The sequence below is a fragment of the Azospirillum sp. A1-3 genome (genome assembly GCF_023806445.1).
GTDB lineage: Bacteria > Pseudomonadota > Alphaproteobacteria > Azospirillales > Azospirillaceae > Azospirillum.
On the sequence record NZ_JAMSLU010000001.1, the window covers coordinates 847,223 to 873,054 of the forward strand.

General features: G+C 65.0%; 24 protein-coding genes. 11 read left to right on the forward strand and 13 right to left on the reverse strand.

Annotated elements, in window-relative coordinates; all coding sequences use genetic code 11:
- Positions 1 to 94 precede the first annotated feature (94 nt).
- On the forward strand, positions 95 to 601 hold the full coding sequence (locus tag M5E06_RS04030) for a hypothetical protein (protein WP_109074473.1): 507 nt from the start codon (positions 95 to 97) through the stop codon (positions 599 to 601).
- 197 nt (positions 602 to 798) lie between these two features.
- On the opposite strand, the gene M5E06_RS04035 is transcribed toward M5E06_RS04030, so the two are convergent.
- Positions 799 to 1,149: a hypothetical protein gene (locus M5E06_RS04035; protein ID WP_109151451.1), complete on the reverse strand. Its 351-nt coding sequence runs from the start codon at positions 1,147 to 1,149 to the stop codon at positions 799 to 801.
- A gap of 242 nt (positions 1,150 to 1,391) precedes the next feature.
- On the opposite strand from M5E06_RS04035, the gene M5E06_RS04040 reads away from it, so the two are divergent.
- Positions 1,392 to 4,235 (forward strand): [protein-PII] uridylyltransferase, encoded by a 2,844-nt coding sequence (locus M5E06_RS04040; protein WP_109151450.1) that lies wholly within the window; start codon positions 1,392 to 1,394, stop codon positions 4,233 to 4,235.
- A gap of 69 nt (positions 4,236 to 4,304) precedes the next feature.
- On the opposite strand, the gene ccoG is transcribed toward M5E06_RS04040, so the two are convergent.
- Positions 4,305 to 5,822: a cytochrome c oxidase accessory protein CcoG gene (ccoG, locus tag M5E06_RS04045; RefSeq protein ID WP_252137240.1), complete on the reverse strand. Its 1,518-nt coding sequence runs from the start codon at positions 5,820 to 5,822 to the stop codon at positions 4,305 to 4,307.
- Positions 5,823 to 5,971: 149 nt separating this feature from the next.
- Entirely contained in the window at positions 5,972 to 6,550 is a 579-nt protein-coding gene (locus M5E06_RS04050; RefSeq protein WP_252137241.1) for an HD domain-containing protein, read from the reverse strand.
- Between the two features lie 70 nt (positions 6,551 to 6,620).
- Between M5E06_RS04050 and M5E06_RS04055 the strand changes: the two genes are divergently transcribed.
- From M5E06_RS04055 to M5E06_RS04065, 3 genes are all read left to right on the forward strand, one after another.
- A complete protein-coding gene (locus tag M5E06_RS04055; RefSeq protein ID WP_252137242.1) occupies positions 6,621 to 7,811 on the forward strand; it encodes a vWA domain-containing protein in 1,191 nt (396 codons plus the stop codon).
- A gap of 329 nt (positions 7,812 to 8,140) precedes the next feature.
- Positions 8,141 to 9,841, forward strand: a complete 1,701-nt coding sequence (locus M5E06_RS04060; RefSeq protein ID WP_252137243.1) for a sensor histidine kinase — start codon at positions 8,141 to 8,143, stop codon at positions 9,839 to 9,841.
- Positions 9,842 to 10,369: 528 nt separating this feature from the next.
- The gene (locus M5E06_RS04065) at positions 10,370 to 10,570 is read left to right on the forward strand and encodes a helix-turn-helix domain-containing protein (RefSeq protein WP_252137244.1); all 201 of its coding nucleotides are present in this window, start codon (positions 10,370 to 10,372) and stop codon (positions 10,568 to 10,570) included.
- A 208-nt stretch (positions 10,571 to 10,778) separates the two neighbouring features.
- Here the strand turns inward: M5E06_RS04065 and M5E06_RS04070 are convergent, their stop codons facing one another.
- The gene (locus tag M5E06_RS04070) at positions 10,779 to 11,129 is read right to left on the reverse strand and encodes a hypothetical protein (protein WP_252137245.1); all 351 of its coding nucleotides are present in this window, start codon (positions 11,127 to 11,129) and stop codon (positions 10,779 to 10,781) included.
- Positions 11,130 to 11,637: 508 nt separating this feature from the next.
- Between M5E06_RS04070 and M5E06_RS04075 the strand changes: the two genes are divergently transcribed.
- The 6 genes from M5E06_RS04075 (at position 11,638) to M5E06_RS04100 (ending at position 18,247) form a co-directional block, all read left to right on the forward strand.
- Entirely contained in the window at positions 11,638 to 12,426 is a 789-nt protein-coding gene (locus tag M5E06_RS04075) for a hypothetical protein (RefSeq protein WP_252137246.1), read from the forward strand.
- 185 nt (positions 12,427 to 12,611) lie between these two features.
- Entirely contained in the window at positions 12,612 to 14,723 is a 2,112-nt protein-coding gene (locus M5E06_RS04080; RefSeq protein ID WP_252137247.1) for a multicopper oxidase family protein, read from the forward strand.
- A 141-nt stretch (positions 14,724 to 14,864) separates the two neighbouring features.
- Positions 14,865 to 16,310, forward strand: a complete 1,446-nt coding sequence (locus tag M5E06_RS04085) for an NADP-dependent isocitrate dehydrogenase (RefSeq protein WP_252137248.1) — start codon at positions 14,865 to 14,867, stop codon at positions 16,308 to 16,310.
- A gap of 42 nt (positions 16,311 to 16,352) precedes the next feature.
- Positions 16,353 to 16,904 (forward strand): RNA polymerase sigma factor, encoded by a 552-nt coding sequence (locus M5E06_RS04090; protein WP_252137249.1) that lies wholly within the window; start codon positions 16,353 to 16,355, stop codon positions 16,902 to 16,904.
- Entirely contained in the window at positions 16,904 to 17,704 is an 801-nt protein-coding gene (locus M5E06_RS04095) for an anti-sigma factor family protein (RefSeq protein WP_109151442.1), read from the forward strand. Before M5E06_RS04090 ends, M5E06_RS04095 begins: the two co-directional genes overlap by 1 nt.
- A 174-nt stretch (positions 17,705 to 17,878) precedes the next feature.
- Positions 17,879 to 18,247: a GcrA family cell cycle regulator gene (locus M5E06_RS04100; RefSeq protein WP_109074461.1), complete on the forward strand. Its 369-nt coding sequence runs from the start codon at positions 17,879 to 17,881 to the stop codon at positions 18,245 to 18,247.
- Between the two features lie 93 nt (positions 18,248 to 18,340).
- On the opposite strand, the gene M5E06_RS04105 is transcribed toward M5E06_RS04100, so the two are convergent.
- The 9 genes from M5E06_RS04105 to rpsF form a co-directional block, all read right to left on the reverse strand.
- On the reverse strand, positions 18,341 to 18,784 hold the full coding sequence (locus M5E06_RS04105) for an NfeD family protein (RefSeq protein WP_252137250.1): 444 nt from the start codon (positions 18,782 to 18,784) through the stop codon (positions 18,341 to 18,343).
- A gap of 4 nt (positions 18,785 to 18,788) precedes the next feature.
- A complete protein-coding gene (locus M5E06_RS04110; protein ID WP_109151440.1) occupies positions 18,789 to 19,745 on the reverse strand; it encodes an SPFH domain-containing protein in 957 nt (318 codons plus the stop codon).
- A 105-nt stretch (positions 19,746 to 19,850) separates the two neighbouring features.
- Positions 19,851 to 20,231 carry an oxidoreductase gene (locus M5E06_RS04115; protein ID WP_252137251.1) on the reverse strand — a complete coding sequence of 127 codons (381 nt, stop codon included), beginning with the start codon at positions 20,229 to 20,231 and terminating at the stop codon, positions 19,851 to 19,853.
- Positions 20,232 to 20,379: 148 nt separating this feature from the next.
- Positions 20,380 to 21,603: an NADP-dependent isocitrate dehydrogenase gene (locus M5E06_RS04120; RefSeq protein WP_085089173.1), complete on the reverse strand. Its 1,224-nt coding sequence runs from the start codon at positions 21,601 to 21,603 to the stop codon at positions 20,380 to 20,382.
- A gap of 325 nt (positions 21,604 to 21,928) precedes the next feature.
- Positions 21,929 to 23,197, reverse strand: coding sequence for an SAM-dependent methyltransferase (locus M5E06_RS04125; RefSeq protein WP_252137252.1), 1,269 nt, complete (start codon positions 23,195 to 23,197; stop codon positions 21,929 to 21,931).
- Between the two features lie 254 nt (positions 23,198 to 23,451).
- Positions 23,452 to 24,015 (reverse strand): 50S ribosomal protein L9, encoded by a 564-nt coding sequence (rplI, locus tag M5E06_RS04130; RefSeq protein WP_109151437.1) that lies wholly within the window; start codon positions 24,013 to 24,015, stop codon positions 23,452 to 23,454.
- The gene (locus M5E06_RS04135; RefSeq protein WP_252137253.1) at positions 24,015 to 24,974 is read right to left on the reverse strand and encodes a DUF2232 domain-containing protein; all 960 of its coding nucleotides are present in this window, start codon (positions 24,972 to 24,974) and stop codon (positions 24,015 to 24,017) included. The genes rplI and M5E06_RS04135 overlap by 1 nt, the downstream gene beginning before the upstream one ends.
- Before the next feature lie 49 nt (positions 24,975 to 25,023).
- On the reverse strand, positions 25,024 to 25,293 hold the full coding sequence (rpsR, locus tag M5E06_RS04140) for a 30S ribosomal protein S18 (protein WP_012974291.1): 270 nt from the start codon (positions 25,291 to 25,293) through the stop codon (positions 25,024 to 25,026).
- The gene (rpsF, locus tag M5E06_RS04145; RefSeq protein ID WP_085089177.1) at positions 25,294 to 25,734 is read right to left on the reverse strand and encodes a 30S ribosomal protein S6; all 441 of its coding nucleotides are present in this window, start codon (positions 25,732 to 25,734) and stop codon (positions 25,294 to 25,296) included. It lies immediately after the preceding gene.
- Between the last annotated feature and the right edge of the window lie 98 nt (positions 25,735 to 25,832).

The following is a 25,832-nucleotide window of genomic DNA, read 5'->3' on the forward strand; positions in this document are numbered from 1 at the left end:
ACGAACGACTCGGGGTCCGTCCCTGTTGCGGTTGACGGGCGCGCACCGCCGGTCGCTACAATGGGGCAACCTGAAAAATAGGGAGACGGCCATCATGACGCAAATGACCGAGGAAACCGTACCTGCCGAGGTGCGGGAGGTCGTTGCCCTCTTCTCCACCCGCGCCGGCTTCGACCGTGCGGTGGAGGCGCTGCTGGCGGCCGGCTTCGACCGCGCCGACCTGTCGGTCCTCGCCAGCCACGCCTCGCTGGACGCTGCCGATCCGAAGGGCAAACCCCGGGACGAGGCGCTGACCGGTCTGGTGGGCGAGCTGAAATACGCCTTTCCCCTGACCACCGCCGGTCTGATCGCCATCGTCGGCGGCCCGATCGAGGCGGCGCTGGCGGCTCTCGTCGCGGCCGGCGTCGGCGGTGCCGCCATCAAGGACTATCTGGACGAACTGACCAGCCACCCCAAGCCCGACGAGTTCACCCGCGCGCTGGAAGCCGGCGGCGTCATCCTGTGGGTGCGCATCGACACGCCGGACCAGGAGGCTCAGGCCGCCGCGCTGCTGGAGCGCGAGGGTGGGGTGAACGTGCATGTGAGTGTGCGGGAGGGGTGAGATAGAAGCGCTGCACTTGCCCCCTCCCTAACCCTCCCCCGGTCTCGGCCGGCCGAAGGCCGGTCCGATCGCGGGAGAGGGAACTGCCGCTGTCCTCTACATCGGCTCCGCAAGCGTACTACCCCCTCCACCGCCAAAGGCGGGGGAGGGATGGGGAGGGGGCAAAACGCGCGAGGGGGGCAAAACGTGCTAGCAACTCAAGCCGCCTGCGCCCGCTCCACCCCGCGCCGCTCCACCATCCGCAGCCCGTGCACCCGGTACTGCGCCTGGACGATCGACGCCCATCCCATGCGGATCAGCGACAGCTTCACCGTGTCCGACACATCGTCGCCGGTGACGAGGTCGGTCACCTGCCACATCAGCGTGTCGTCCACCGACCGCGGGAACATCGCCGCGACCCGCAGAAGCCGCGCCATCAGCGCCGCCGTGGTCTGCCGCCCCAGCCCGCGTTCGGCCAGCGTCAGCGCGTCGTTCAGCGCCGCCAGCTCCCGCCGCCCCTTCAAGGTAGGCTCTCCCGCCGCGCGTTTCGTGATCGTCCGGCCGGTCATGGCCCATCTCCCGCAATACGCTCCGTATGGGACCAGTCTGGCCCCGCAACACGGGTACCGCTGTGACGGCCGTCACAACCGCAGGCACAAGCACCGCCCGGCGCACTGGTTTTCCAGTGCGGGCGTGCTACCTGAAGGCTTTACCGCTATAGTGCGACCGTTGCGGCCGGTCCGGATCGCCTGAACGCCGCTGTTGAAGCCGCCCCAGAAGCCGCCCCAGAAGCCGAGGTTCTTTCCGACCGATGCTGTCCCGCTCCAAGGCGCCGACCCCGCCAGAATCGCCCGCGCCCGCCATTCCGAACAAGCGCGCCATCATCTCCCGCCGCAAGCTGGCGGGGGAACTGGAGGATCTGGTCGCAGAACACGGCACCGGCGACAAGCTGCGCCCGGCGCTGATCGCCTGCCTGCGCAAGGCGCTGGCCGACGGTCGGGCGGAGGTTCGGCAACGTTTCGACGCCGGCGGATCGGGCGAGCAGTGCGTGCGGGAAAACTGCTACCTCGCCGACCGGCTGGTCGGCACGCTGGCCGACTTCACCGTCCGCTTCATCTTCCCCACCGCCAACCCGACCTCCGGCGAGGTGTTCGACGTGGCGGCCACCGGCGGCTATGGCCGCGGCGAGCTGGCGCCGTTTTCCGACATCGACCTGCTGTTCCTGCTGCCCTACAAGCGCACGCCGCGGGTGGAGCAGGTGGTCGAATACATGCTCTACATCCTGTGGGATCTCGGGCTGAAGGTCGGCCATGCCGTGCGCAGCGTCGACGACTGCATCCGCCAGTCCAAGGCCGACGTCACCATCCGCACCGCGATCCTGGAATCGCGCTATCTCTGGGGCCCCGGCAAGCTGTTCGCCGAGCTGCGCAAGCGCTACGACAAGGAGGTGGTCGCCGGCACCGGCCCCGAATTCGTCGAGGCCAAGCTGGCGGAACGCGACGCCCGCCACCAGAAGATGGGCGACAGCCGCTATGTGCTGGAACCCAACCTGAAGGACGGCAAGGGCGGCTTGCGCGATCTCCAGACCCTGTTCTGGATCGCCAAGTATCTCTACCGCGTCGAGGGCGTCGACGAGCTTGTCGGCAAGAAGGTGCTGACGCCGGAGGAGGCGCAGCGCTTCGCCAAGGCGCAGAACTTCCTGTGGACCGCGCGCTGCCACCTGCATTACCTGACCGGCCGGCTGGAAGACCGCCTGACCTTCGACGTCCAGACCAGCATCGGCGCCGCCATGGGCTACACCGACCATGCCGGCACCAAGGGCGTCGAACGCTTCATGAAGCATTACTTCCTGGTCGCCAAGGATGTCGGCGACCTGACGCGCATCTTCTGCGCCGCGCTGGAAGCCGAGTCGAAGCGCCCGCCCAAGTTCAACCTGCTGCGTCTGGCCTCCGTCGCCCGGCGCAAGGACGTGGACGGCTTCATCGTCGATGGCGAGCGGCTGAACGCCCGCAGCGACAAGCAGTTCAAGGAACAGCCGATCGACATGATCCGCCTGTTCCACACCGCGCAGATGAACGACATCGACATCCACCCGGCGGCGCTGCGCTCCATCACCCGCTCGCTGACCGCCATCGGTCCCAAGCTGCGCAACGATCCGGAGGCCAACCGCCTCTTCCTCGACATCCTGACCGGCCCCAAGGACCCGGAAATCACGCTGCGCCGCATGAACGAGGCCGGGGTGATGGCCCGCTTCATCCCCGACTTCGGCCGGGTGGTCGCGCAGATGCAGTATGACATGTACCATGTCTACACGGTGGACGAGCACACGCTGTTCGCGCTCGGCATCCTGCACAAGATTGCCTCGCACGAGCATGCCGACGAGCTGCCGCTGTCCACCGAGGTGATCCACAAAGTCGTCTCGAAGCGCGCGCTCTACGTCGCCGTGCTGCTGCACGACATCGCCAAGGGCCGCGGCGGCGACCATTCGGTGCTCGGCGCCCGCGTGGCGGAAAAGCTCTGCCCGCGTCTCGGCCTGACAGCGGAGGAGACGGAAACCGTGGCGTGGCTGGTGCGCTGGCACCTCGCCATGTCGCACACCGCCTTCAAGCGCGATCTGGAGGATGACAAGACCGTCCGCGACTTCGTGGCGCTGGTCCAGTCGCCGGAACGCCTGCGCCTGCTGCTGGTGCTGACCGTCGCCGATATCCGCGCCGTCGGTCCCCAGCGCTGGAACAACTGGAAGGCCACGCTTCTCCGCGAACTCTACAACCGCTCCGAAGAGCTGATGTCCGGCGGCATGACGGTGGAGGGGCGCGGCCGGCGCATCCAGTCGGCACAGGCTGCGCTCCGCGCCGAACTGACCGACTTCGACGACGAGGCGTTCGAGCGTCACAAGAGCCTCGGCTATCCCGGCTACTGGCTCGCCTTCGACACCGACACCCTGGCCCATCAGGCCCGCCTCGTCCGCGAAGCGGAGCGGGAGCAGCGCCCGCTGACGGTGGAGACCCGCGTCGATCGCGGCCGGGCGGTGACGGAGGTGACGATCTACGCCACCGACCACAGCGGCCTGTTCTCCCGCCTTGCCGGGGCGCTGGCCGCCTGCGGCGCCGACATCGTCGACGCCCGCATCTTCACCATGACCAACGGCATGGCGCTCGACGTCTTCTCGGTCCAGGACGCCGCTGCCGGCGGTGCGTTCGAGAGCGGCGACAAGCTCGCCCGGCTGTCGGTGATGATCGAGAAGGTGCTGTCGGGCCAGTTGAAGCCGCTGAACGACCTGTCGACCCGCCGCACCACCCAGGCCAGCCGCACGCGCGTCTTCCATGTGCCGCCGCGCGTGCTGATCGACAACAACGCCTCCACCACCCATACGGTGATCGAGGTCAACGGCCGCGACCGTCCCGGCCTGCTCTACGACCTGACCCGTGCCCTGTCGAACCTGACCCTGCAGATCAGTTCGGCCAAGGTCTCCACCTTCGGCGAGAAGGCGATCGACGTCTTCTATGTGAAGGACGTCTTCGGCCTGAAGGTGACGCATGAAGGCAAGCTGGCGAAGATCAAGGAACGCCTGCTGAGCGCCCTGGACGACCCCACCGGCGACGCCCCGCCCCCGGCGACGGTGAAGCGGACCAGGACCAAGGTGACGGGGGCGTAGAACCTCCCACTCGGAGCGGTAACCCTCTCCCCGGGGGGAGAGGGGAAGGCTCCTGAAGAGTTCCAGCGCTCAAGGCGCCATGAACACGCTGGCGTGCTTGCCGACTTCGCCGCTCGTCTGGTCCTTGGCGATCACCGCCACGCCGGTCGAGCCCGACTTCACCGCCGACGCCGGCACCTTCACGAACACCCGGTAGGTCGCCACCGTGTCGGCATCGGCCTTCAGCGTCAGGCTGCTGCCGCTGCCGGCGGCTTCGTCGCCGGCCACCGACAGATGCGCGTCGCGCAACCCGTCGAACGTCACCAGATAGCTGCGGGCGATGTGCGTCTTGTTCAGCACCTTGATGGTGTAGGCGTTCTGCACCGACCCGTCGGACAGCGTCACGAACAACGGCGCCCGGTCGCGCAGCACGCTGACGTCCAGCGTCGGCCGCAGCATCAGCGCGATGCCCATGGCGCACAGCACCACCAGCATGATCAGCGAGTAGATCACCGTGCGCGGCCGGACCAGCTTCACCCGCTCCGGCTTGCCGTCGATCTTGGCGATCTGGTTGGACTGGGTGTCGAAGCGCACGAGGTCGATCGGCCGGCCGATCTGCCGCATCACGTCGTTGCAGGCATCGACGCACAGGCCGCAGCCGATGCAGGAGATCTGCTGGCCTTCGCGGATGTCGGTGCCGGTCGGGCAGACATGGACGCACTGCTTGCAGTCGATGCAGTCGCCCAGCCCCGCCGCCTGACGTTCCTCCCAGCTCTGCGACTTGCGCAGCGGCCCGCGGCCTTCGCCGCGCCAGTCCTCATAGGTGACCAGGAAGGTGTCCTCGTCCACCATCGCCGACTGGAAGCTGCGCCACGGGCAGACATAGATGCAGATCTGCTCGCGCGCCCAGCCGGCGAAGAAATAGGTGGTGAAGGTGAACAGCGCGATGAAGGTGGCGACGCCGCTGGTGATGTTGCCGTGCAGCAGGTCGCTCATCAGCGTCGGCGCGTCGTTGAAATAGAACACCCACGCCCCGCCGGTCAGCAGCGAGATGCCGACCCACGCCGCATGCTTGGCCGTCTTGCGGGCGAACTTCGCACCGGTCATCGGCGCCTTGTCCAGGCGGATTCGGGCGGTGCGCGGCCCTTCGATCTTGCGCTCCACCCACATGAACAGGTCGGTCCACACCGTCTGCGGGCAGGCATAGCCGCACCAGATGCGCCCGGCCAGCGTGGTGGCGAAGAAGATGCCGAAGGCGCCCAGGATCAAGAGGCCGGTCAGGTAATAGACCTCCTGCGGCCAGATCTCGATCCACAGGAAGTAGGCGCGGCGCCCGACCATGTCGATCAGCACCGCCTGATCCGGAATCCCCGGCCCGCGTTCCCAGCGGATCCACGGCGTGATGTAGTAGATCGCCAGCAGGACGATCAGTGCCGCCCATTTGATCTGCCGGAACCGGCCCTTCACGTCGGCGGCATAAACCTTGGGCCGGTTGACGAACCAATGGCGTCCCGGTTCCTCATGCGGCTCGGCGTGGGAAGAGGCGGCCGGTTTGGCCGCGGGGGCGGGGCGACGGGTGAGGGTGGAATCTTCTTGCGGAAGGGACATTGCGAGTTTCCTCGGCGCGTGTTTCCTCGGCCGTCAGCGGCACGGGCGGCATTCCCTTCTCCATAAGGCTTCCGTCATGAAGCCGCATTGCGCGAAATCAATCCGGCCCCGATTCCGCTCCCTCCGATCCGTCCTACCCCCTCATTTCCTCAAGCCGTCTGCCCGCGCAGTTCCGCCAGCCCGTCGTGATAGGCGCGGTCGAACAGAGCCTCCAGCCGGGCATCGACGCCGCGCAGACCCGCGACCACCGCATAGGCCCATTCGAAATACTCGACCTTGCGCGACAGCGGCCAGTCGGCGGGCGGGCTGTGCGCCATGGAGCGCAGGTTCGACACCTTGTCGGCCAGCTTCACCAGTTTCGCCCGCGTCGAGGCATGGGGGGCGGCGTCGATCTGGTGCTGCTTGCGCTCGGCCTTCGACATGCGCTTGTCGTCGGTGGTCTCGGCGACGACCTGCACCACCTCGACGCCGAACAGCTCCTCGATCTCCTCATAGCTGGCGTCGGTGTCCTCCAGCGTGTCGTGCAGCAGCGCCGCGATCACCACGACATGGTCCTTGCCCTCCGTCGCCTGCGCCACCAGCAGGGCCACTTCCGACAGGTGGTTGACGTAGGGTTCGGCCCGCACGCCCTTGCGGCGCTGGTCGATGTGCTTGTGCGCGGCGAAATCCAGCGCCCGCGCGAAATCGAGGAGGGGAGCGCCGGAAAGGGAGGCGTTTGGCAGGCTCATGCTGTTCTCTCGGCTGGGGCATTGCAGTATTCTCCGCCCCTGGGGAACCCAGAAGCGAAGGACCGCGCCCATGTTCACGTCTTTCTTCTTCGATCTGCGCAAGGCCGGCGTCCCCGTCTCGCTGACGGAGTACCTGACGCTCATGGAAGCCATGAAGCAGGGCACCGCGTCCTTCCGCGTCGAGGACTTCTATTATCTCAGTCGTGCATGCTTGGTTAAGGACGAACGCAACCTCGACCGCTTCGACCGCATCTTCGGCGCCACCTTCAAGGGCCTGACCGACGAGACCCCGGCCGGCGAGGAGGTCCCCGTCACCGACCTGCCGGAGGACTGGCTGCGCAAGCTGGCAGAACGCTACCTGACCGACGAGGAGAAGGCGCAAGTCGAGGCGCTCGGCGGCTGGGACAAGCTGATGGAAACCCTGGCCCAGCGCTTGGCCGAGCAGAAGGGCCGGCACCAGGGCGGATCGAAATGGATCGGCACCGCCGGCACCTCGCCCTTCGGCGCCTACGGCTACAATCCGGAGGGCGTGCGCATCGGCCAGCACGAGAGCCGCCACCGCCGCGCCGTCAAGGTATGGGACCGCCGCGAGTTCAGGAATCTCGACGACCGGGTGGAGATCGGCACCCGCAACATCAAGGTGGCCCTGCGCCGCCTGCGCAAGTTCGCCCGCAGCGGTGCGGCCAGCGAACTCGACCTGCCCGGCACCATCCGCGCCACCGCCAACAACGCCGGCTGGCTGGACCTGAAGATGGTTCCGGAGCGGCACAACACGATCAAGGTGCTGCTGTTCCTCGACATCGGCGGGTCGATGGACGACCACATCCGCCTCGTGGAGGAACTGTTCTCCGCCGCGCGCAGCGAATTTAAACACCTGGAGCACTTCTACTTCCACAACTGCGTCTACGAGGGCGTCTGGCGCGACAACGCCCGCCGCCACACCGAGCGCCTGTCCACCTGGGACGTCCTGCGCACCTATCCCGCCGACTACAAGCTGGTCTTCGTCGGCGACGCCGCCATGAGCCCTTACGAGATCGTCTATCCCGGCGGCAGCGTCGAGCACTGGAACGAGGAAGCCGGTCAGGTCTGGATGCAGCGTCTGCTGTCGGTCTACAACAAGGCGGTTTGGCTGAACCCGACCCCGCCGCAATACTGGGACTACACGGAAAGCACCCGCCTGCTCCAGCGCCTGATGGACGGGCGCATGTTCCCACTGACGCTGGAGGGGCTGGACGGGGCTATGAGGGAGTTGGGGCGGTGAGCAAACCCGGGTGGTCGATGGCGTGCCGATGACGGACGGATTGGTTGAGATGCTGTTTTCCTGAAAAACCTTCCATTGCAAACTAAATATTTTGGCTGAACAACTGTTCCGGCCAATCGGGTTGCATCGCCGGAACTGCGACCTTGAGGAAATTCAGCGATATTCAGCGCCCGTACCGGTGGAGGGTTATAAAAGCCAATCTCGGAAGCTGACTGCGGCGTAATGCGTTATTTACCTAATTTTATTTCTGGAAATATTAATATGTGACGGGCTGTGCAGTCGAGAATTCCTGCGCCACCTCTCAAAGTCATATAACGGAGGTCCGAACCTTGATTGACACGGACTTAACAGGATTTTTCCCGACCAAATCAGCCCGACACAATATCAGCCGCTACCTGCTCCGCATCGTGGTTACCGCGTTGGCCGCGATGGCTCTGATTGCTGTGGGTTTGGTGGTCTGGAGCATGACCGCTCAACGGAAGTTCGCCGAAGCGGAGATGTCTCTAACCGTGAAAGCCATCGCCACCGCTCTCGATCAGCAGTTGCTCATCACCACGTCTGCGTTGGAGGGGCTTGCAGCAGCGATGGCGGTTGATGGAGATCCGGAGCGGCTTTACCAGATTGCTCAGGCCATCAAAGATAAACACCCCTATTGGTCCCATGTAACACTTCGAAACGCCGATGGAAGCGTGGTTTTCAGTACTGCATTTCCGTACGGAACGTCGATGAAGGCAGCTGATATCACTTCGGAGATTACCAGGGCCATTGATACCGGCCGACCGCAGATATCTCGTCTGTTGTACGGGCCAATTGCGGGTGCACATGTCGCTGCGGTTCTTGTCCCTGCTCAAGCAAGAGACGGCAAGCGTTACGCTCTCGTTGCTGTGGTCACCGCGTCGAAATGGGAAACTCTCCTGCAAAATCAGATGATACCCGATGGCTGGGTCGCTGGGATCATCGATCAGAACGGTGTCGTCGTCGCCCGCACACGGGCAGCCACGGAGTCAGTCGGAAAGCCGGCCCCTGAGTGGGTGCAGGAAGCCATCGTAACGGCGTCTTCCGGACATGCGAACGGACCGGCCTTGGAAGGGGAGCCGCTGTCACTCGTCTTTTCACGTTCCACGATCGCGGACTGGGCTGTTGCGTTCGCTGCACCGGATTCCCTGTTCGAGGTGCCACGGCGCCATTCGATGTGGGTTGCGATCATTGCCAGCGCTCTGGCGCTCGGCGGTGCCTCGCTGCTGGTGTTGCGTTACGCTCGTCGCCTTTCCCGGTCGATTACCGAATTGGTTCAGGTGGCGGAAGCGATGCGAACTCCGGGAGAGGGGCTGCCGCCGCCGCCGCCAAATGATTTTGAGGAACTCTCAAATGTCTATAATACAATGCAAAGTACCAATTCTCTTCTAAGGCGGGCAGAAGAGCATCGAATAATGTCAATGCGTGAACTTCAGCATCGCGTAAAGAATGATCTTCAATCCATATCCAGCCTTCTTGTTCTTGAAGGTAGTCAGGCAAAGAGCGAAGAGACCTTTCGGATCATTGATGAAATGCACGGGCGGATTGAAGCGCTTCGTCTCGTTCATGCACGTCTCTATGAAGCCAATCAAGTTTCCACGGTGGACTTGGGTGGGTATTTACGGGACCTCTGTACAAATGCAGTCAATATTCATGGAGTTGGAGGAATGATAACGATTCAATTTTGTATCTCTGAGGTATGTGTAGATCATAACACTGCTGTTTCGCTGGGGCTAATCGCCAATGAGTTCATCACGAACAGCACAAAGCATGCATTCCCAGAGGGAATTGGAGAAATTATGCTGGAATTGGACGCGTCTTGTCCCGAGAAAATTCACATGAGATTGGCAGACGACGGGGTTGGTCTTCCAGCGCAGCGGACACGGAATTCGGGTATTCGCTTGATCGAGATGCTTGCTCAACAGGTCGACGCGGAACTGGCATGGACGACTGGAAATGGAACGAGCTTGAGCCTGTCCTTCCAAATTCCGTGCATGGCTGATAACGGCCCGTAATGGCCCGTTATGATTGATAGAAATAAGATTTTATCCGCATCAACCCGCAAGGGGCTCCCGCGCTTGGCAGAAGTCCGAGGTTGCCGCACCCTGGGCCATTGGCGGAAAAGCCCGCACTACGCTGCCCTAAGCGTATGATTTTCAGTGGCTTTCCGCATTTTAATCCCTATGCGGACGATCCGGCCAAGCGTTCACCTTTCGCATCAGATCGGCAATGAACCCAAGGGCGGAGGTGTTTGCAGGATCGAGGTTCGGCATCCCCTCAAATCAGTGTGCAGCATTGCAGTATGTCTTTGATCTGGATCTCGTCCGACTCAAAGTTTACCGGCTTGTCAAAAATATGATTTTTACCCTAAGAAATTCTTTTAGCTCTTGTTGAAATAGGAGCGTCCACCCACCGTCTCCCGGAGACGCCCGATAGCCTGCCCCCCACCAGCCGCCCCGCCGACAGCTTCCCGCTCTGGGCCGCCGGTGCCGCCCGAGGGCTCCCTTGTCCCCGGTTCGCGTTTCCATGAGGAACAATGGGTCATGGCCGCCGGCATACTGGCGCGCGGGGCCTCGTTCCAGCAGGTCGCCCGCGCCATGGGCTGCAGCCGCACCACGCTGTCGCGGCTGACGCGGATGGTGCCGACCTTCTTCTCGCTGCGATGCTCCAACGGTTTGCGTTGGGTGCCCATAGCCAATCTCCCGCAACCGTCCCAATTCTACGGATGGTGGTCGGAGGAGTGAAAGGCGATGGCGGCAGTCGCGTCTCCTGTGGCCACTCCCGGCCATCTCCGATGCCGAAGCGGTACGGGCCTCACCCCGCCTCACAAACGCAAAAATCCGGCAAGCACCCCTGTCCACATCGGTTCGGTAATGACCGCGAGGATGAGGGTGTTTGCCGGACTGTCGTGGGCGGCTATGGCGCTAAACTATGCCGCCGACGCTTGCCGCATCACTTGCAGCTGCTGGCGACCTGGGCGGTCGGCGTGCAGCCCGGGTTGCCGGCGATCAGCGCGCCGGTGATCGTGCCGTCCGGGCCGACGTTCAGGGAGTAGTTGCAGCCGGTCGCACCGATGGCCTGCGCCGAGCTGACCAGCGTGCAGGTCTTGCCGGCCACCTGGACCGTCAGGTTGGGGGTGGTCGGGTTCTGCGCCCAGAGCATGCTGGACGACATGGACTGCGACGGCGAAGCGACGGTGGAGTTGGAGGTGACGACCACGGTGTCGGCATGGGCGGCGCCGGCCGCGAAAGCAGCGATGGACAGAACGGTGCCGATCATGGCGGCCTTGAAAGAAGAACGCATTTCTATACTCCAGGTCTCTATCATTGATATTAATACACCGCACAAGAAGCGTTTCGCCCTGTGCAAAGACACATTCGCTCCGCAACGAGGCGCATTCAATAAAATATATGATTCAAAAAGAGTCGTGTGGAGATGTGTAGATTGTCACGGAATGTAATTTAGTGCAGTCGTATTCATATATTGCGAATACTCCTGCATGAGTATTTTCAATCGTTTGAAGAATATATTCGAATGTATGGAGGCCGTTGTCTCCGAAGGAAAATCCTTCCAAATTTGCTCTGTCCACTTGAAGGGCGTTGCGGTCGATCTTCCGTGGCCTTGGCGTCCGTTTGTTTGCCAATGGTCCGACCCGAGCCCCCGGATGCGGCGCGGACCCGTTCGGCTGGCGATGATCGGCTCCTGCCCTTCAGGACCGGGGCCGCAACATAAATATGATTTTTATCCTATAAATTCTCTTCTTTTCCGGTTGAAATAGGAGCGTCCACCCACCCGATCCCGGAGACGCCCCATGCCCGATTGCCTGCCCCCCACCAGCCGCCCCACCGACAGCTTCCCGCTCTGGGCCGAAGAGCCGCCGGTCCCGCCCGAAGGCTCCCTCGTCCCCGGCTCGCGCTTCCACGAGGAACAGTGGATCATGGCCGCCGGCATGCTGGCGCGCGGGGCCTCCTTCATGCAGGTCGCCCGCGCCATGGGCTGCAGCCGCACCACGCTGTGGCGAGCCTATTACGGGTCGAAGGCGTTCCGCCATCGCGTCTGGTGGGAGAGGCAGGCGCTCAACCGCGAATCGGACCTCCGGCTGGCCTCGCTGCGCGCCCAGGTGACGGAGCAGATCGAACGGCTGGTCTCCGCCGGCGATCCCTCCACCGTGCGCTGGCTGGCCGAGCGGCTCGGCCTGTTCAAGGATTTCGACGCCCAGCCCGGCAAGGACGGCAGAGGGATTGAGGGCAGGGAGAGCGCAGCCGCCCCCGCACCCGCCGCCACCGCTGCGGACCTCCCGCCCGCCGATCCTCAGCCTGCACCCCCGGCCGCTTCGGCCGACCCCGCCGACACGGCCGAGCCATTCGACGACGACTCCGCCGACACGGCCGAGCCATTCGACGACGACTCCGCCCCCGGCGCGCTGCGCGAGCGCACGCCGCCCAACCCGGCGGAGATCGCGGCGATTCTCGCCCGGCCGGAAGCCGAGGGGCCGAAGGGCGTCTATCCCTGGACCTACAACCCCGACGATGCCTTCCCCAACCTCGGCTCGGCGCTGGAACGGCGGGGCGGGCAGGGTGCCTTTACCCGCCGCCGGTAAACGGATGCAACGATGGAACGCCGCCCGGAAAACGGTTCACAGCGGTTCAAACGTTCCATTCACCGCCCTCGGCCACCCCGCCAAGGCAGAGGCCCCGCCATAGGGATCTACGTGTATAACCGTTGAAAAGATCAATTATCAGGAATCATATCTGCTCCCATAAGTCTTTTCGGATGGAGCATTTCATGAGGCATGCATATTTGATCGGCCTGCTGCTGCCCCTCTCGCTGGGGGCGGCGCCGTCCGCCATGGCGGCAACCGCGGCGGCGGCGAAGGACAATCCGGATACGGCCGGCGAGGCGGTCGGCAATCCGCCGGTCCTGACCAATTCCGAATCGCCCCGCGTCGGTTCGCTGCTGATGCGCCAGCCGCAGGCGACCGCGCGTCCGCACGCCGGGCAGGCGCGCAATTACGACCTGTTCGTCTCCTTCACCGACGGCTACATCCGCAACCCGGCCCAGGGCCGTCCGGACGCGGTGCGGCTGCGCAGCTATCGCGGCACCAATGTCGACCCCGCCCATCCCTATGTCGCGCCGACCATCGAAGCGACGCCGGGCGACACCGTCCGCATCAAGCTGCACAACCAGCTGCCGGACGATCCGAACTGCGCCAACCAGGCTGCGGCGGACATCAACACGCCGCACTGCTTCAACGGCACCAACCTGCACAGCCACGGTGTCTGGGTCAGCCCGACCGGCAACAGCGACAATGTGCTGGTGTCGATCAATCCCGGCGTCGATTTCGAATATGAATACAACATCCCGGCCGACCATCCGGCCGGCACCTTCTGGTACCACCCGCACCGCCACGGCTCGACCGCTCTGCAGGTCGGCAGCGGCATGGCCGGCGCGCTGATCATCCGCGGCGACCGTCCGCCGACCCCGGAGGCCAACGGTGACCTCGACACCCTGCTGAAAAGCCCCAAGGGCGTGGCGATGACCGAGCGGGTCCTGCTGTTCGAGCAGATCCCCTACGCCTGCACCAAGGACGGCCAGCTGAAGACCAAGTCCGACGGTTCGATCGACTGGAGCTGCGCACCGGGCGAGGTGGGCGAGGTCGTGTCCTACCAGCAGTTCGGGCCGGGCACCTGGGAACAGTCAGGGCGCTTCACCACCGTCAACGGCCGCGTGCGCCCGATGTTCGCCAACGCCAAGACCGGGCAGGCCGAACGCTGGCGCCTTATCCATGGCGGCGTCCGCTCCCCCATCACGGTGGAGTTCCGCAAGCTGGACGTCACCGACTTCCTCCAGCGGGAAAAGACCCTGTCGGCCGCCGACCAGGACCGCTTCGCCAAGGAACGCTGCACCGGACAGCCGGTGCCCTACATCCTGGCGGCCTCCGACGGCCTGACCATGGCAGAGGGGCAGGTGCGCACCAGCGTGCCGATGCAGCCGGGCTATCGTGACGATCTGCTGGTCAACTTCCCCGAACCCGGCATCTACTGCGTCGTCAACAAGCCGTCGGCGGCCAATTCCAGCCCGGACCAGACCGCCTCCTCCACCGGCGTGCTCGGCTTCGTCCGGGTGAAGGGTGACCGCGTGGTCAAGGACCCGGTGAAGGAGACCATCCGCCAACTGTCGGTCAACGCGACGAAATACGCGCCATCGGTCGCCAAGGAGGTCATCGATGGGCTGACCGCCCGCTGCATGGCCAAGACGATGGTCGACACCCCCTATTGCCCGCGCTTTGCCAAGTTCACCGCCCACCGGCCGATCACCGAGCATGAGGTGATGAACCAGCCCAAGCAGGAACTGACCTTCTTCATCAACCTGCCGCCGGAAGGGGGCAAGCGCACCAACCCGCTGTTCCAAGTCGCCAACAGCTTCCAGGTGGTCGAGAATCCCGACGGCACCTATGGTCCGAAGGGCGCCGCCGCCTATCAGCCGAGCGTGGTCAACCGGCCGGTGGTTCTGGGCACCGCCCAGCAGTGGGAACTGGCCTCCTACTTCGTCAGCCATCCTTTCCACATCCACGTCAACCCGTTCGAGATCATCTCGATCATCGGTCCCGACGGGCGTGACGTCAGCGAGCCCGGCTCGGGCGATCCCGACTACGCCGGCATGAAGGGGGTTTGGAAGGACACCATCTGGGTGAAGAGCGACAACAGCAGCGCGCTTACCACCGACCAGCCGCCGAAGGGCGTCTACAAGGTGACCGTCCGCACCCGCTACGAGCGCTTCATCGGCGAGTATGTGCTGCACTGCCACATCCTCGACCACGAGGACCAGGGCATGATGCAGAATGTCAGCATCGGCGTGCCCGACGGCCGCGGCGGCGTCGCCGGGGCGCATCACTGACCGGTGCCGCACTCCCCGCTTCCGCGCACGCCGCGGGGGCGGGGGTGCGGTTCCCCGATTGCTGCGATCCGCCGCTGCCTCCAACCATTGAAAAAGGCCCCTGTTTGCGTCTACGGTCGCGCGTCCCCTTGGAGTGAGTGCATGCGCGATATCACCCCCGTCACGGTCGCACGCGGCGACGGCATCGGCCCAGAAATCACGGACGCGGTGCTATATGTGATGAACGCGGCCGGCGCGCGGCTGAAGGTGGAAGAGGTTCCGGCCGGCGAGGCCGTCTATAAACGGGGCCATCCCGGCGGGCTGGATGCCGCCGGCTGGGGGTCGATCCGCCGCACGCGGGTCTTCCTCAAGGGCCCGATCACCATGCCCCAGGGATACGGCAACAAGTCGCTGAACGTGGTCGCCCGCACCACGCTCGGCCTGTTCGCCAACGTCCGTCCCTGCGTGTCCTACCACCCCTATGTGCGGACCCGGCACCCGCGCATGGACGTGGTCATCATCCGCGAGAACGAGGAAGACCTCTACGCCGGCATCGAGCATCGCCAGACCGACGACGTGATCCAGTCGGTCAAGCTGATCTCGCGGCCGGGTTCGGAGCGAATCGTCCGCTACGCCTTCGACTTCGCCCGCTCCAACCACCGGCAAAAGGTGACGGCCTTCGTCAAGGACAACGTCATGAAGATGACGGACGGGCTGTTCCTGAAAATCTTCTACGAGATCGCGGCCGATTATCCGGAGATCAAGGCCGACCACATGATTGTCGACATCGGCGCCGCCCGTCTGGCCGACCAGCCGGAGCGCTTCGACGTCATCGTCACCCTGAACCTCTATGGCGACATCGTTTCCGACATTGCCGCCCAGCTGACCGGCTCGGTCGGGCTGGCCGGTTCCGCCAACATCGGCGAGACCTGCGCCATGTTCGAGGCGATCCACGGCTCCGCCCCCATGATCGCCGGACAGGGCATCGCCAACCCGTCCGGGCTGCTGATGGCGGCGGTGATGATGCTGGTCCATATCGGCCAGGGCGACATCGCCGCGCGCATCCACAATGCTTGGCTCAAGACCATCGAGGACGGCATCCACACCGCCGACATCTATGCCCGCGGGCTGGGCCGGGTGCGCGCCGGCACCGCCGCCTTCGCCGAGGCGGTGGTGGAGCGGCTGGGCCAGACCCCGGTCACCATGCCGCCGGTCGGCTACTCGACCGCGCGTCCGGCCTATGACGGCATCAACCGGCTGGCCCCGCGCGTGCGCGCGCTGAAGGAACTGGTCGGCGTCGACGTCTTCCTGCAATGGTCCGGCGGGCTGCCGGACGATCTGGCGGAGCTGGTGCTGCCGCTGTCGACCGATGCGCTGAAGCTGACCAGCATCTCCAACCGCTCGCAGCGGGTTTGGCCAGACGGCAACGCCGACGTCTTCTGCACCGACCACTGGCGCTGCCGCTTCATGTCGCAGCACGGCCCGGTGCAGCATGGCGCCATCGTGGAACTGCTTGGCCGCTTGGCGGAAGCGGGGATCGACTTCACCCAGACCGAGAATCTCAGCAATTTCGACGGCAAGGCCGGCTTCTCCTCACCGGGTCAGTGATCCCATGGCCGCAGCGGGAATAAAGCGGCAGGGCAGGGCGTCATGACAGGTGACGACGCCCTGCCCGGACCCGACATGACCCCGCCAGACATCGACGACCGCGCCATCGCCGCGCATGTGCCGCGGCTCCGGCGCTATGCGACCGCCCTGGTGGGCAACCGGTCCGACGCCGACGACCTCGTTCAGGACTGCGTGGAGAAGGCGCTGGCCAACCGCCATGCCTTGCGTGACCCGTCGAAGCTCGGCGGCTGGCTGATGACGATCCTGCACAACCTGCACATCTCCGGCCAGCGCGGCCGGCGCCGGCGCGGTGCGGAGGTGCCGGTGGAGGATCTCGCCGACGATCTGGCGCTGAGCGCCCCGCCGGCCGACCGCGGGGCGGTGCGCGACTTCGTCCGCGCCTTCACCCAGCTGTCCGACGAGCACCGCACCATCCTGCTGCTGACGGGAATGGAGGGGCTGTCCTACCGCGAGGTGGCGGAGGTTCTGGAATTGCCGATCGGGACGGTAATGTCGCGGCTGGCCCGGGCGCGCGAAAAATTGAGGGTCCTGCTGGACGGTGGAACCCAGCAGGTCGTCAGGAGGATCAAGTGATGAGCGGCACCCGCAATCCCGTGACCGAGGCCGAGCTTCATGCCTGGCTGGACGGAGAGTTGCCGGAGGAACGGCTGGCCGACGTCGAGCGCCACCTTGCCGATAATCCCGAGATCGCCCAGCGCTTCGACCGCTACCGTGCCCAGCGCTCGCTGCTCGGCCAGAGCTTCGGCCCGCTGATCGACCAGCCGCTGCCCGACCGCCTGACCCCGCCCTTCACCGCGCGCGACCATGCCGCTCCGGTCCCGCAACGCCGGGGCAGGGGGGCCTGGTGGGGTACGGCGATCGCCGCCTCCCTCCTGATGTTCGTCGCCGGTGGCGCCGGCGGCTGGCTGCTGCGCGACCGCGTCGGCTGGCGGGCCGAGCCGCTGACCGCCGCCTTCATCGCCGATGCCGTCGCCGCCCATCGCGTCTTCTCCGTCGAAGTCCGCCATCCGGTCGAGATCGGTGTCGACGAGGAAGCCCATCTGGTGAATTGGCTGTCCAAGCGGCTGGGCAAGAACATGCGTTGCCCAAAAGTCACAAGAGGGGGCTACCAGCTGATCGGCGGGCGGCTTTTGGCCGATTCCGCTGGACCTGTGGCAATGTACATGTACGAGGATGCGGCCGGGCGTCGCATTACGTTGTATATCCGCCCCTCTCCAAATACCTCCGGTTCAGCGTTCCGCTTCGCCCAGGATGGCGGTGTGCGCGCTTTGTATTGGCAGGACAATGGGTTGGCTCTGGCCGTCGCCGGAGAAGCCGATCGGGATACCCTGTCCGGCGTCGCCGAAGAGGTCTATGGCGCGCTGAACTCGTGAGTCTGCCCACGGACTTATCAACAGGAATGTTGCCGCGCCCCCCTATCGTCTGCGGCCGTCATCTGGTAGCTTCTTCACCGGCTGGCACAAAATGTTGCGGCTTATGGAAAACGGCACTAGACCGTGACCTGTTTGCCACAGCATAACCGGACACCGGATCGGGAGTACTCGGGGATGAGTTGGACGGACGAGCGGATTCAACAGCTCAAGGATCTCTGGTCCCAGGGGTTGAGCGCGAGCGAGATCGCCGACATTCTGGGAGACATCACCCGCAACGCGGTCATCGGCAAGGCCCATCGCCTGGGCTTGTCGGGCCGGCCGTCGCCCATCAAGAAGAAGCCGACGCGCGGCGCCACCATCCTTGCTCTGACGGAGCGGATGTGCAAATGGCCGGTCGGCGACCCGAAGCACCAGGATTTCCATTTCTGCGGCAAGAACGCCTTGCCCGGCATGCCCTATTGCGCGGAACACGCCGCGCTGGCCTACCAGCCCGCCTCGGGCGGCAAGAAGCGTGAGGAAGACCGCAACGTCGGCGCCGCCTGACCGGTCGACAAGCCATTCAAAAAAGCCCGCTCTCGGGGGAGAGGCGGGCTTTTTTGTTGGCAGAATCCTGAGATTGGCCACGCAGCCGAGGCCTTACCGCCCCTCTGCCGCATCGCGAAGCACCAGCACCATCCCCTTGTGGCCGGCGACCAGCATCGCCGCACCTGCCGGCCGATCGGGACCCTCGACCGACCACAAGGTATCGCCGACGAACACCCGTCCATGTCCATTGACGATCGGCTCGCTCAGCGTCACCGCGCGTCCGACCAGCTGCCCGGCCCGGTCATTGATCCGCTCCGCATTGCCCTCCACCGATGCGTTGCGGCGACGGGCAAGGATGATGGCGACCGAGACGGCCGCGCCTGCGGCGACGGTGAAGAATCCGGCCTCGTTGACCAGCCCCCAGTCGTGCCACAGCGCCGTCACCAGCCCGGTCAGCAGTGCAGCGCCGCCGAACCAGACCAGGAAAATACCGGGGATCACCAGTTCCGCCGCGATCAGCACGGCACCCAGCGCTCCCCACAACAAAGGCGACATTCGCTCACTCCCCGTCCGACGCGGTCGTGGTGGGCGGCACCGACCAGGGATTACGCGGAGCGGGTGAGGGCGAGGAGGGCGGCCGGGACGGGGTGGCATCGCGCACCAGATCGCCCAACCCCGCCAGCGCACCGGCGACGCCAGCCAGTTCCACCGGCAGGATCATGGTCTTCTGGTTGGGGGACGCGGCAAAGGCCTTCAAGGCTTCCATGTATTTCTGGCCGAGGAAATAACCCAGCGTCTGGTTCGACCCTTGGGCCACCGCCTCCGACACCAGGCGGGTGGCCTTGGCCTCCGCCTCTGCCAGGCGCTCGCGTGCTTCGGCCTCCAGCTTGGCGGCTTCCAGCTTGCCCTGGGCGATACGGATCTGGCTTTCCTTCTCGGCGTCGGCCTCCAGGATCTGGGCGCGGCGGAGGCGCTCTGCCTTCAACTGCCGGCCCATCGCCTGGACGATGTCGTCGGGCGGGGTGATGTCGCGCAGTTCGATGCGGGTCACCCGCACGCCCCAGGAGGCCGTCGCCTCGTCCACCGCGCGCAGTAGGCTGGCGTTGATCGCCTCGCGTTGGCTCAGCAACTCGTCCAGGTCCATGGAGCCCATCACCGTGCGGATGGTGGTCATCGCCAGTGTCTGGATCGCCCGCTGCAGGTCGTTGACCTCATAGGTCGACTTCATCGGGTCGAGCACCTGGAAATACAGCACGCCGTCGGCGGTCACCGCGGCATTGTCCTTGGTGATGACGCTCTGCGATGGCACATCCACCACCGTCTCGCGCATGTCCACCTTGGCCCGCACCGAGCTGATGATCGGAAAGATCACGTTGAAGCCGGGATGCAGCGTTTCCTGATAACGGCCCAACCGCTCGACGATGAAGTTGAAGCCCTGGGGGACGATGCGGACGCTGGTGATCGCCAGAATGACAACCAGCACGAACGCCGCGATAACCAGAATGCCGAGTTCCATCGATGGCCGCTCCTGACATGGGCGGACGCCGCGCCGGACGTCCTCTGCCCATCATGAGGCAATTCGCAGAGGCTGCAAATCCCGCCTCCGCCGCGATGATCCGTCTCAATAATCCCGGGTATCGTGCTTCAGCCGAACCAGTTCGCCGTTCAGCAGCGACAGCATCAACTGCACGACCATCTCGTGGACGATCACCGTATGGTGGTTGCCGGTCTCCTGCATCGCCTTGCGCAGCGCATCGCGTACGGCCGGCACGCCGGTGACGTCGATCAGCACATCCAACTGCTCGCCCAACTGTGCCAGCTCGTGGAAATTGGTGGTGGTCTTCACGCCGCGATGGTGCGCAAGCCGCATACCAGGCGCCTCGGGATCGAGGTCCGCCACACCCAGCAACTCGACGAAGGAGGCGGCCAGCAACTTGCGCAGCAGCGGCGTTCCGGTCTCGCCGGCGCCCACGACGGCGACACGGAACAGATTGTTGGGCATCGGGTTCGGTCCTTTCACGAATCGGACAAGAAAAAAGCGGGGAGCCGAAACTCCCCGCCCGAACCCTAGCTGAGCCGCCGTCCGGTTTGACCCGGACGCGGCGTCGCACCCTGTGAAGTATAAGCGCTGGACAGAGACGGTGCCGGCCTTACGACCAGGCGGCCATCTTCTTTTCCAGGTTGTCCGACAGCTTGTCCAGGAACTGCTTGGTGGTCAGCCACGGCTGCTGCGGGCCGATCAGGATGGCGAGATCCTTGGTCATGAAGCCGGACTCGACGGTCTCGACGCAGACGCGCTCCAGCGTCTGGGCGAACTTGATCACGTCCGGGGTGTTGTCGAACTTGCCGCGGTAGGCCAGACCCTGGGTCCAGGCATAGATCGAGGCGATCGGGTTGGTCGAGGTTTCCTTGCCCTTCTGGTGCTCGCGATAGTGGCGGGTCACCGTGCCGTGGGCGGCCTCGGCCTCGACGGTCTTGCCGTCCGGCGTGACCAGGACCGAGGTCATCAGGCCGAGCGAGCCGAAGCCCTGCGCCACCACGTCCGACTCAACGTCGCCGTCGTAGTTCTTGCAGGCCCACACGAAGCCGCCTTCCCACTTCAGGGCCGAGGCGACCATGTCGTCGATCAGGCGGTGCTCGTAGACCAGGCCTTTGGCCTTGAACTGGTCGGCGTAGGTCTCGTCGAAGACCTTCTGGAAGATGTCCTTGAAGCGGCCGTCATAGGCCTTCAGGATCGTGTTCTTCGTCGACAGATAGACGGAGTAGCCGCGCTCCAGGCCGTACATGAAGCTCGAGTGGGCGAAGCCCTCGATCGAATCGTCGAGGTTGTACATGCCCATCGCCACGCCGGCGCTCGGGTAATCGAACACCTCGTGCTCGATCTGCTGGCTGCCGTCGGCCGCTTCCCACTTGATCGTCATCTTGCCCGGGCCGGGAACGACGAAGTCGGTGGCCTTGTACTGGTCGCCGAAGGCGTGACGGCCGATGATGATCGGCTTGGTCCAGCCCGGGACGTAGCGCGGAACGTTGGAGCAGACGATCGGCTCGCGGAAGACGGTGCCGCCCAGGATGTTGCGGATCGTGCCGTTCGGCGACTTCCACATCTTCTTGAGGTTGAACTCCTTCACCCGAGCTTCGTCCGGGGTGATGGTCGCGCACTTCACGCCGACGCCATACTGCTTGATGGCGTTCGCGGACTCGACGGTGACCTTGTCGTCGGTCTTGTCGCGGTTCTCGATGCCGAGGTCGTAGTACTTAAGGTCGATGTCGAGGTAGGGCAGGATCAGCTTGTCTTTGATGAACTGCCAGATGATGCGCGTCATCTCGTCGCCGTCGAGTTCGACGACCGGATTGGCTACCTTGATCTTGGTCATGGGTGCGAGATCTCCCCGAACGGGTAAGGGCGTTGTCATTCCTTGGGAGCCGGGCGCGTCGTCCAGCGGGCGCTTGTTGCCGGGGAGCCTGCCGCTTGGGTGGCTCCCCGGTACCCCGGGCGGAAATCAATCGCGGTTATATAGCATCGCCCCGTGACGGAAAGGAAGGCACGGCGGTGGCTTAGGCGTCGATGTCGCATGATTCCGCTTGCAACGCAGCCCCGCAGCCGGCCATGATGGTCAATTGGTATTACCGGTTGGCCGGATTGAGCCGCTTTGGCGGCGGAATGCCGCCCAAGAACTGCAAATCCGGCCCTTGGTGCGATCAGGCCGCCGACTCCGGGGTGCGAGACGGCCGCAACTCCGCCGATTGGCCGGCCGATGCGCCGGCAATGTCCCGTTCCGCATTCAGCATGTAGTCGCGTGTCAGCGGCACGGCGCCCAGCGATCGCGCGACCTGCACCTGGAACACCATATGGCCCTGAAGGCGGAAGGCCAGTTCGGCGCCGACCAGATAGAACTCCCACATCCGGCAGAAGCGCTCGTCATACAGCGCCTTCGCCTCCTCCCAATGGGCGGTGAAGCGGGCCCGCCAGTGGCGCAAGGTCTCGGCATAATGCAGGCGCAGAACCTCCAGGTCGGTGGCCAGCAGGCCGGACCGCTCGATGACCGGCAGCACCTCCGACAGGGCAGGGGAATAGCCGCCGGGGAAGATGTATTTGCGGATCCAGGGGTTTGTGCTTGCCGGTCCGTCCAACCGACCGATGGAATGGATCAGCGCCACGCCCTCGTCGTTCAGCATGTCGCGCACCGCGTCGAAGTAGTTGCGGTATTGCGGCACGCCGACATGCTCGAACATGCCGACCGAGACGATGCGGTCGAAGGCCCCGCGATGGGCGGCGGCGAACTCGCGATAGTCGCGCAGCTCGAAGGTGACCCGGTCCGACAGCCCCGCCTCGTCCGCCCGCTGGCGCGCCACGGCGAGCTGTTCCGACGACAGGGTGATGCCGGTCACCCGCGCTCCGGTATGCCGCGCCAGATAGAGCGCCATGCCGCCCCAGCCGCAGCCGATGTCGAGCACCCGCATGCCGGGCACGATCAGCAGCTTGGCGGCGATGTGCCGCTTCTTGGCCTCCTGGGCCTCGTCCAGCGACAGGCCGGGCTCCGCGAAATAGGCGCAGGAATACTGCATGTCCCGGTCGAGGAACAGCTGGTAGAACTGGCGTGACAGGTTGTAATGGTGCTCGACATTCTGGCGGGAACGCCGCATCGGGTTGTATTGCTGCACGCGACGCAGCAGCGGCGACAGCGACTCCAGGGCGCGGCCCAGGGCGCCCTGCACCTCGGCACCGCTCATCAGCATCGACAGCAGGTCGTAGATGCCGCCGCCTTCGATCGAAAAGCGGCCGTTCATATAGGCTTCGCCGAACCGCAGGCGCGGATTGATGAGCAGGTCGCGCTCCACGGCGCGGTCGTGAAGGCGGAGGGTCAGGTTTGGTGACCCGGATCCGATCCGATGGTGCTTTCCATCGGCCGTAATGAGATTGAGGGTTCCGTCGCCCTTGGCGGCGGCAAGCAGACGAACCAGCAGCATGCCGAACTCCTTCCGCGGTGCCGTTCCAAGCATGGCGCGCAGGAAGGGGTGCGACAATTCGTCAATCGGTCAGAACTGCTACCCAATTGGGTATTGCGGACGTATGCACACAGTCATGTCTGTCGTTGCTGCCGCCTGCCCAGAACGCGGAAAACCGCCCGGCCCCCAATGGGGCGGGCGGTTTCCGGACGAGCGGTACGACGTGCCGCCAAAATCCCAAAGGCGTCTTCGGGACTTCAGCCGCAGAAGGGCGATCAGCCCTCCTCTTCCTCGGTCGCGGTCTCTTCGACGTAGGTCTCTTCTTCGTCTTCCTCGTCGCGCAGGTCGGCGGCGGTGATCATGCCACCACGCTGGGCCTGCAGCTCGGCCTCTTCGGCCGAACGGGCGACGTTGACCGTGACCGCGATCGACACTTCCGGATGCAGGACGACGCGCAGCTTGAACAGACCCAGGGTCTTGATCGGGGTGTCGATCTGGACCTGCTTGCGGTCGGTCTTGTAGCCGGCGGCGGTCAGCGCGTCGGAGACGTCGCGGGTGGTCACGGAACCGTACAGGACGCCGGTCTCGGCAGCCTGACGGATCACGACGACCGACACGTTGTCCATCTTGGTCGCGACCTGCTCGGCGTCCTTGCGGCGCTCCAGGTTCACGGCCTCAAGGTGGGCCTTCTGCTTCTCGAAGACGGCCAGGTTCGCCTTGGTGGCGCGCATGGCCTTCTTCTGCGGCAGCAGATAGTTGCGGGCGAAGCCGGGACGCACATTCACGACCTGACCCATCTGGCCGAGCTTCTCGACCCGCTCCAGCAGAATAACTTCCATCACTCGTCCTCCTGACCGGGGGCCGCGGGGGAAAACCGGCGGCGCAGCCCGATCCATTGCTCGATCATGCCCAGGCCGACCAAAAGCAGGATCGGCCACCCGAAGAGAAACAGCATCATGTAGAAGCCAACCAGGATCAGCGTGCGCGCCGATTTGCTGCTGGCGAATACATGGACCACCGAAAGTCCAGCGAAAGCGAAGGGTACCGCCAGGATCAGAGCCAGATTGACCGCCAGGAACCCGAAGGTTCCCGGTACGGCCGAGGCCGCCACGACCGCCACCGCGAACAGCGGCGCCAGCCAATGCGGCAATTCCAGCTCGGCCAGACGCATGGCAGGGCGCCGGTTGCGGCCGAACCGCATCAGCGCCCCCTGCGCCAGCACCGCGTTGACGATCGTCATGACAAGCCATGAGACCGCAACCAGCCCCGGCAGGACGGCCGCCACCCAGAAATCCTCGGGATCCGGGGCCGGTTGGCCCTGCGAACGGAACGCCGGCTCGACGACTCGGGCCAGGGTCTGCCGCATCAGCCCTTCCAACCCACCGGGCTGGTCGAGCGTCAGGATCACCGCGGCGAGCAGCGCCGCCACACCCATCCCGGTCAGGCCCATCAGGACCCGGCCGGGTGGATACCATTCCAGGGTTCCATCCTCCCGCGTGCGTGCCAGCAGCGACTGCCGCACCACCAGGATCGCCGGGGCGGCCCCGGTCACCAGGTAGGACAGTGCCACCAGCATGCTGCCGGAGGTGCCCAGCATCACCGCGGCGGCGCCGGCCAGACCGGCTAGCATCACCGCGGGCGTCCCAAGCCACAGTCCCGTCAGGAACAGCGGCAGGGGGGCCAGATAGCCCAGGATCAGCGCACCCATCCCGCCGAACGTGACCGACAGGTAGAAGAACGCGCTTGCCAGACCGCCGCCGACGGCGACCACCAGCGGTACGGCCGGACCCAAGGCCATGGAAACCCCTTGAAGAACCTTCACCGAAACAGTTCGGCCGTTGCCGGGCTTACTTCACCACGTAGGGGAGAAGGGCCAGGAAACGGGCGCGCTTGATGGCGCGGGCCAGTTCACGCTGCTTCTTCGTCGAGACCGCGGTGATGCGGCTCGGGACGATCTTCCCGCGCTCGGAGATGAAGCGGGACAGCAGCTTGACGTCCTTGTAGTCGATCGCCGGAGCATTCGCGCCCGAGAACGGGCAGGTCTTGCGGCGACGGAAGAACGGGCGGCGGGCGCCGCCGGTGCGGGCCGGAGCGCCCGTGGTCTGCTTGTCGGACATTTACGCGGTCTCCCCTTCGGCGGCGGCAACGTTTTCCTGGCGGCGCGGCGGACGCGGGCCACGGTCGTCGAAGCGACGCGGACCACGGTCGCCACGATCGCCGCGCTCACCACGCTCGTTGCGGCTCTGCATCATCGCCGACGGGTTGGCATCGAGGGCGTCGACACGCACGGTCATGAAGCGCAGCACGTCTTCGCTGATGCTCATGTTCCGCTCCATCTCGGCGACGGCGGCGGCCGGAGCGTCGATGTTGAAGAGGGTGTAGTGACCCTTGCGGTTCTTCTTGATCTTGTAGGTGAGGGTCTTCAGACCCCAGTATTCGCTCTTGGCGATCGTGCCGCCGTTGTCGCGAACGATCTGGGCGAACTGCTCAGAGAGCTGCTCGGCCTGGGCGGCCGAAATGTCCTGGCGCGCGATCAGCACGCACTCGTAAAGTGCCATTGCACTCCCCATGGCTGTTCATGGTCCGGCGCTGCGCCCCATCCCTCATGGATCGGATCAGCTGCCCGGGCCTAGCCGACGGCGGACCGCCGGCAAGG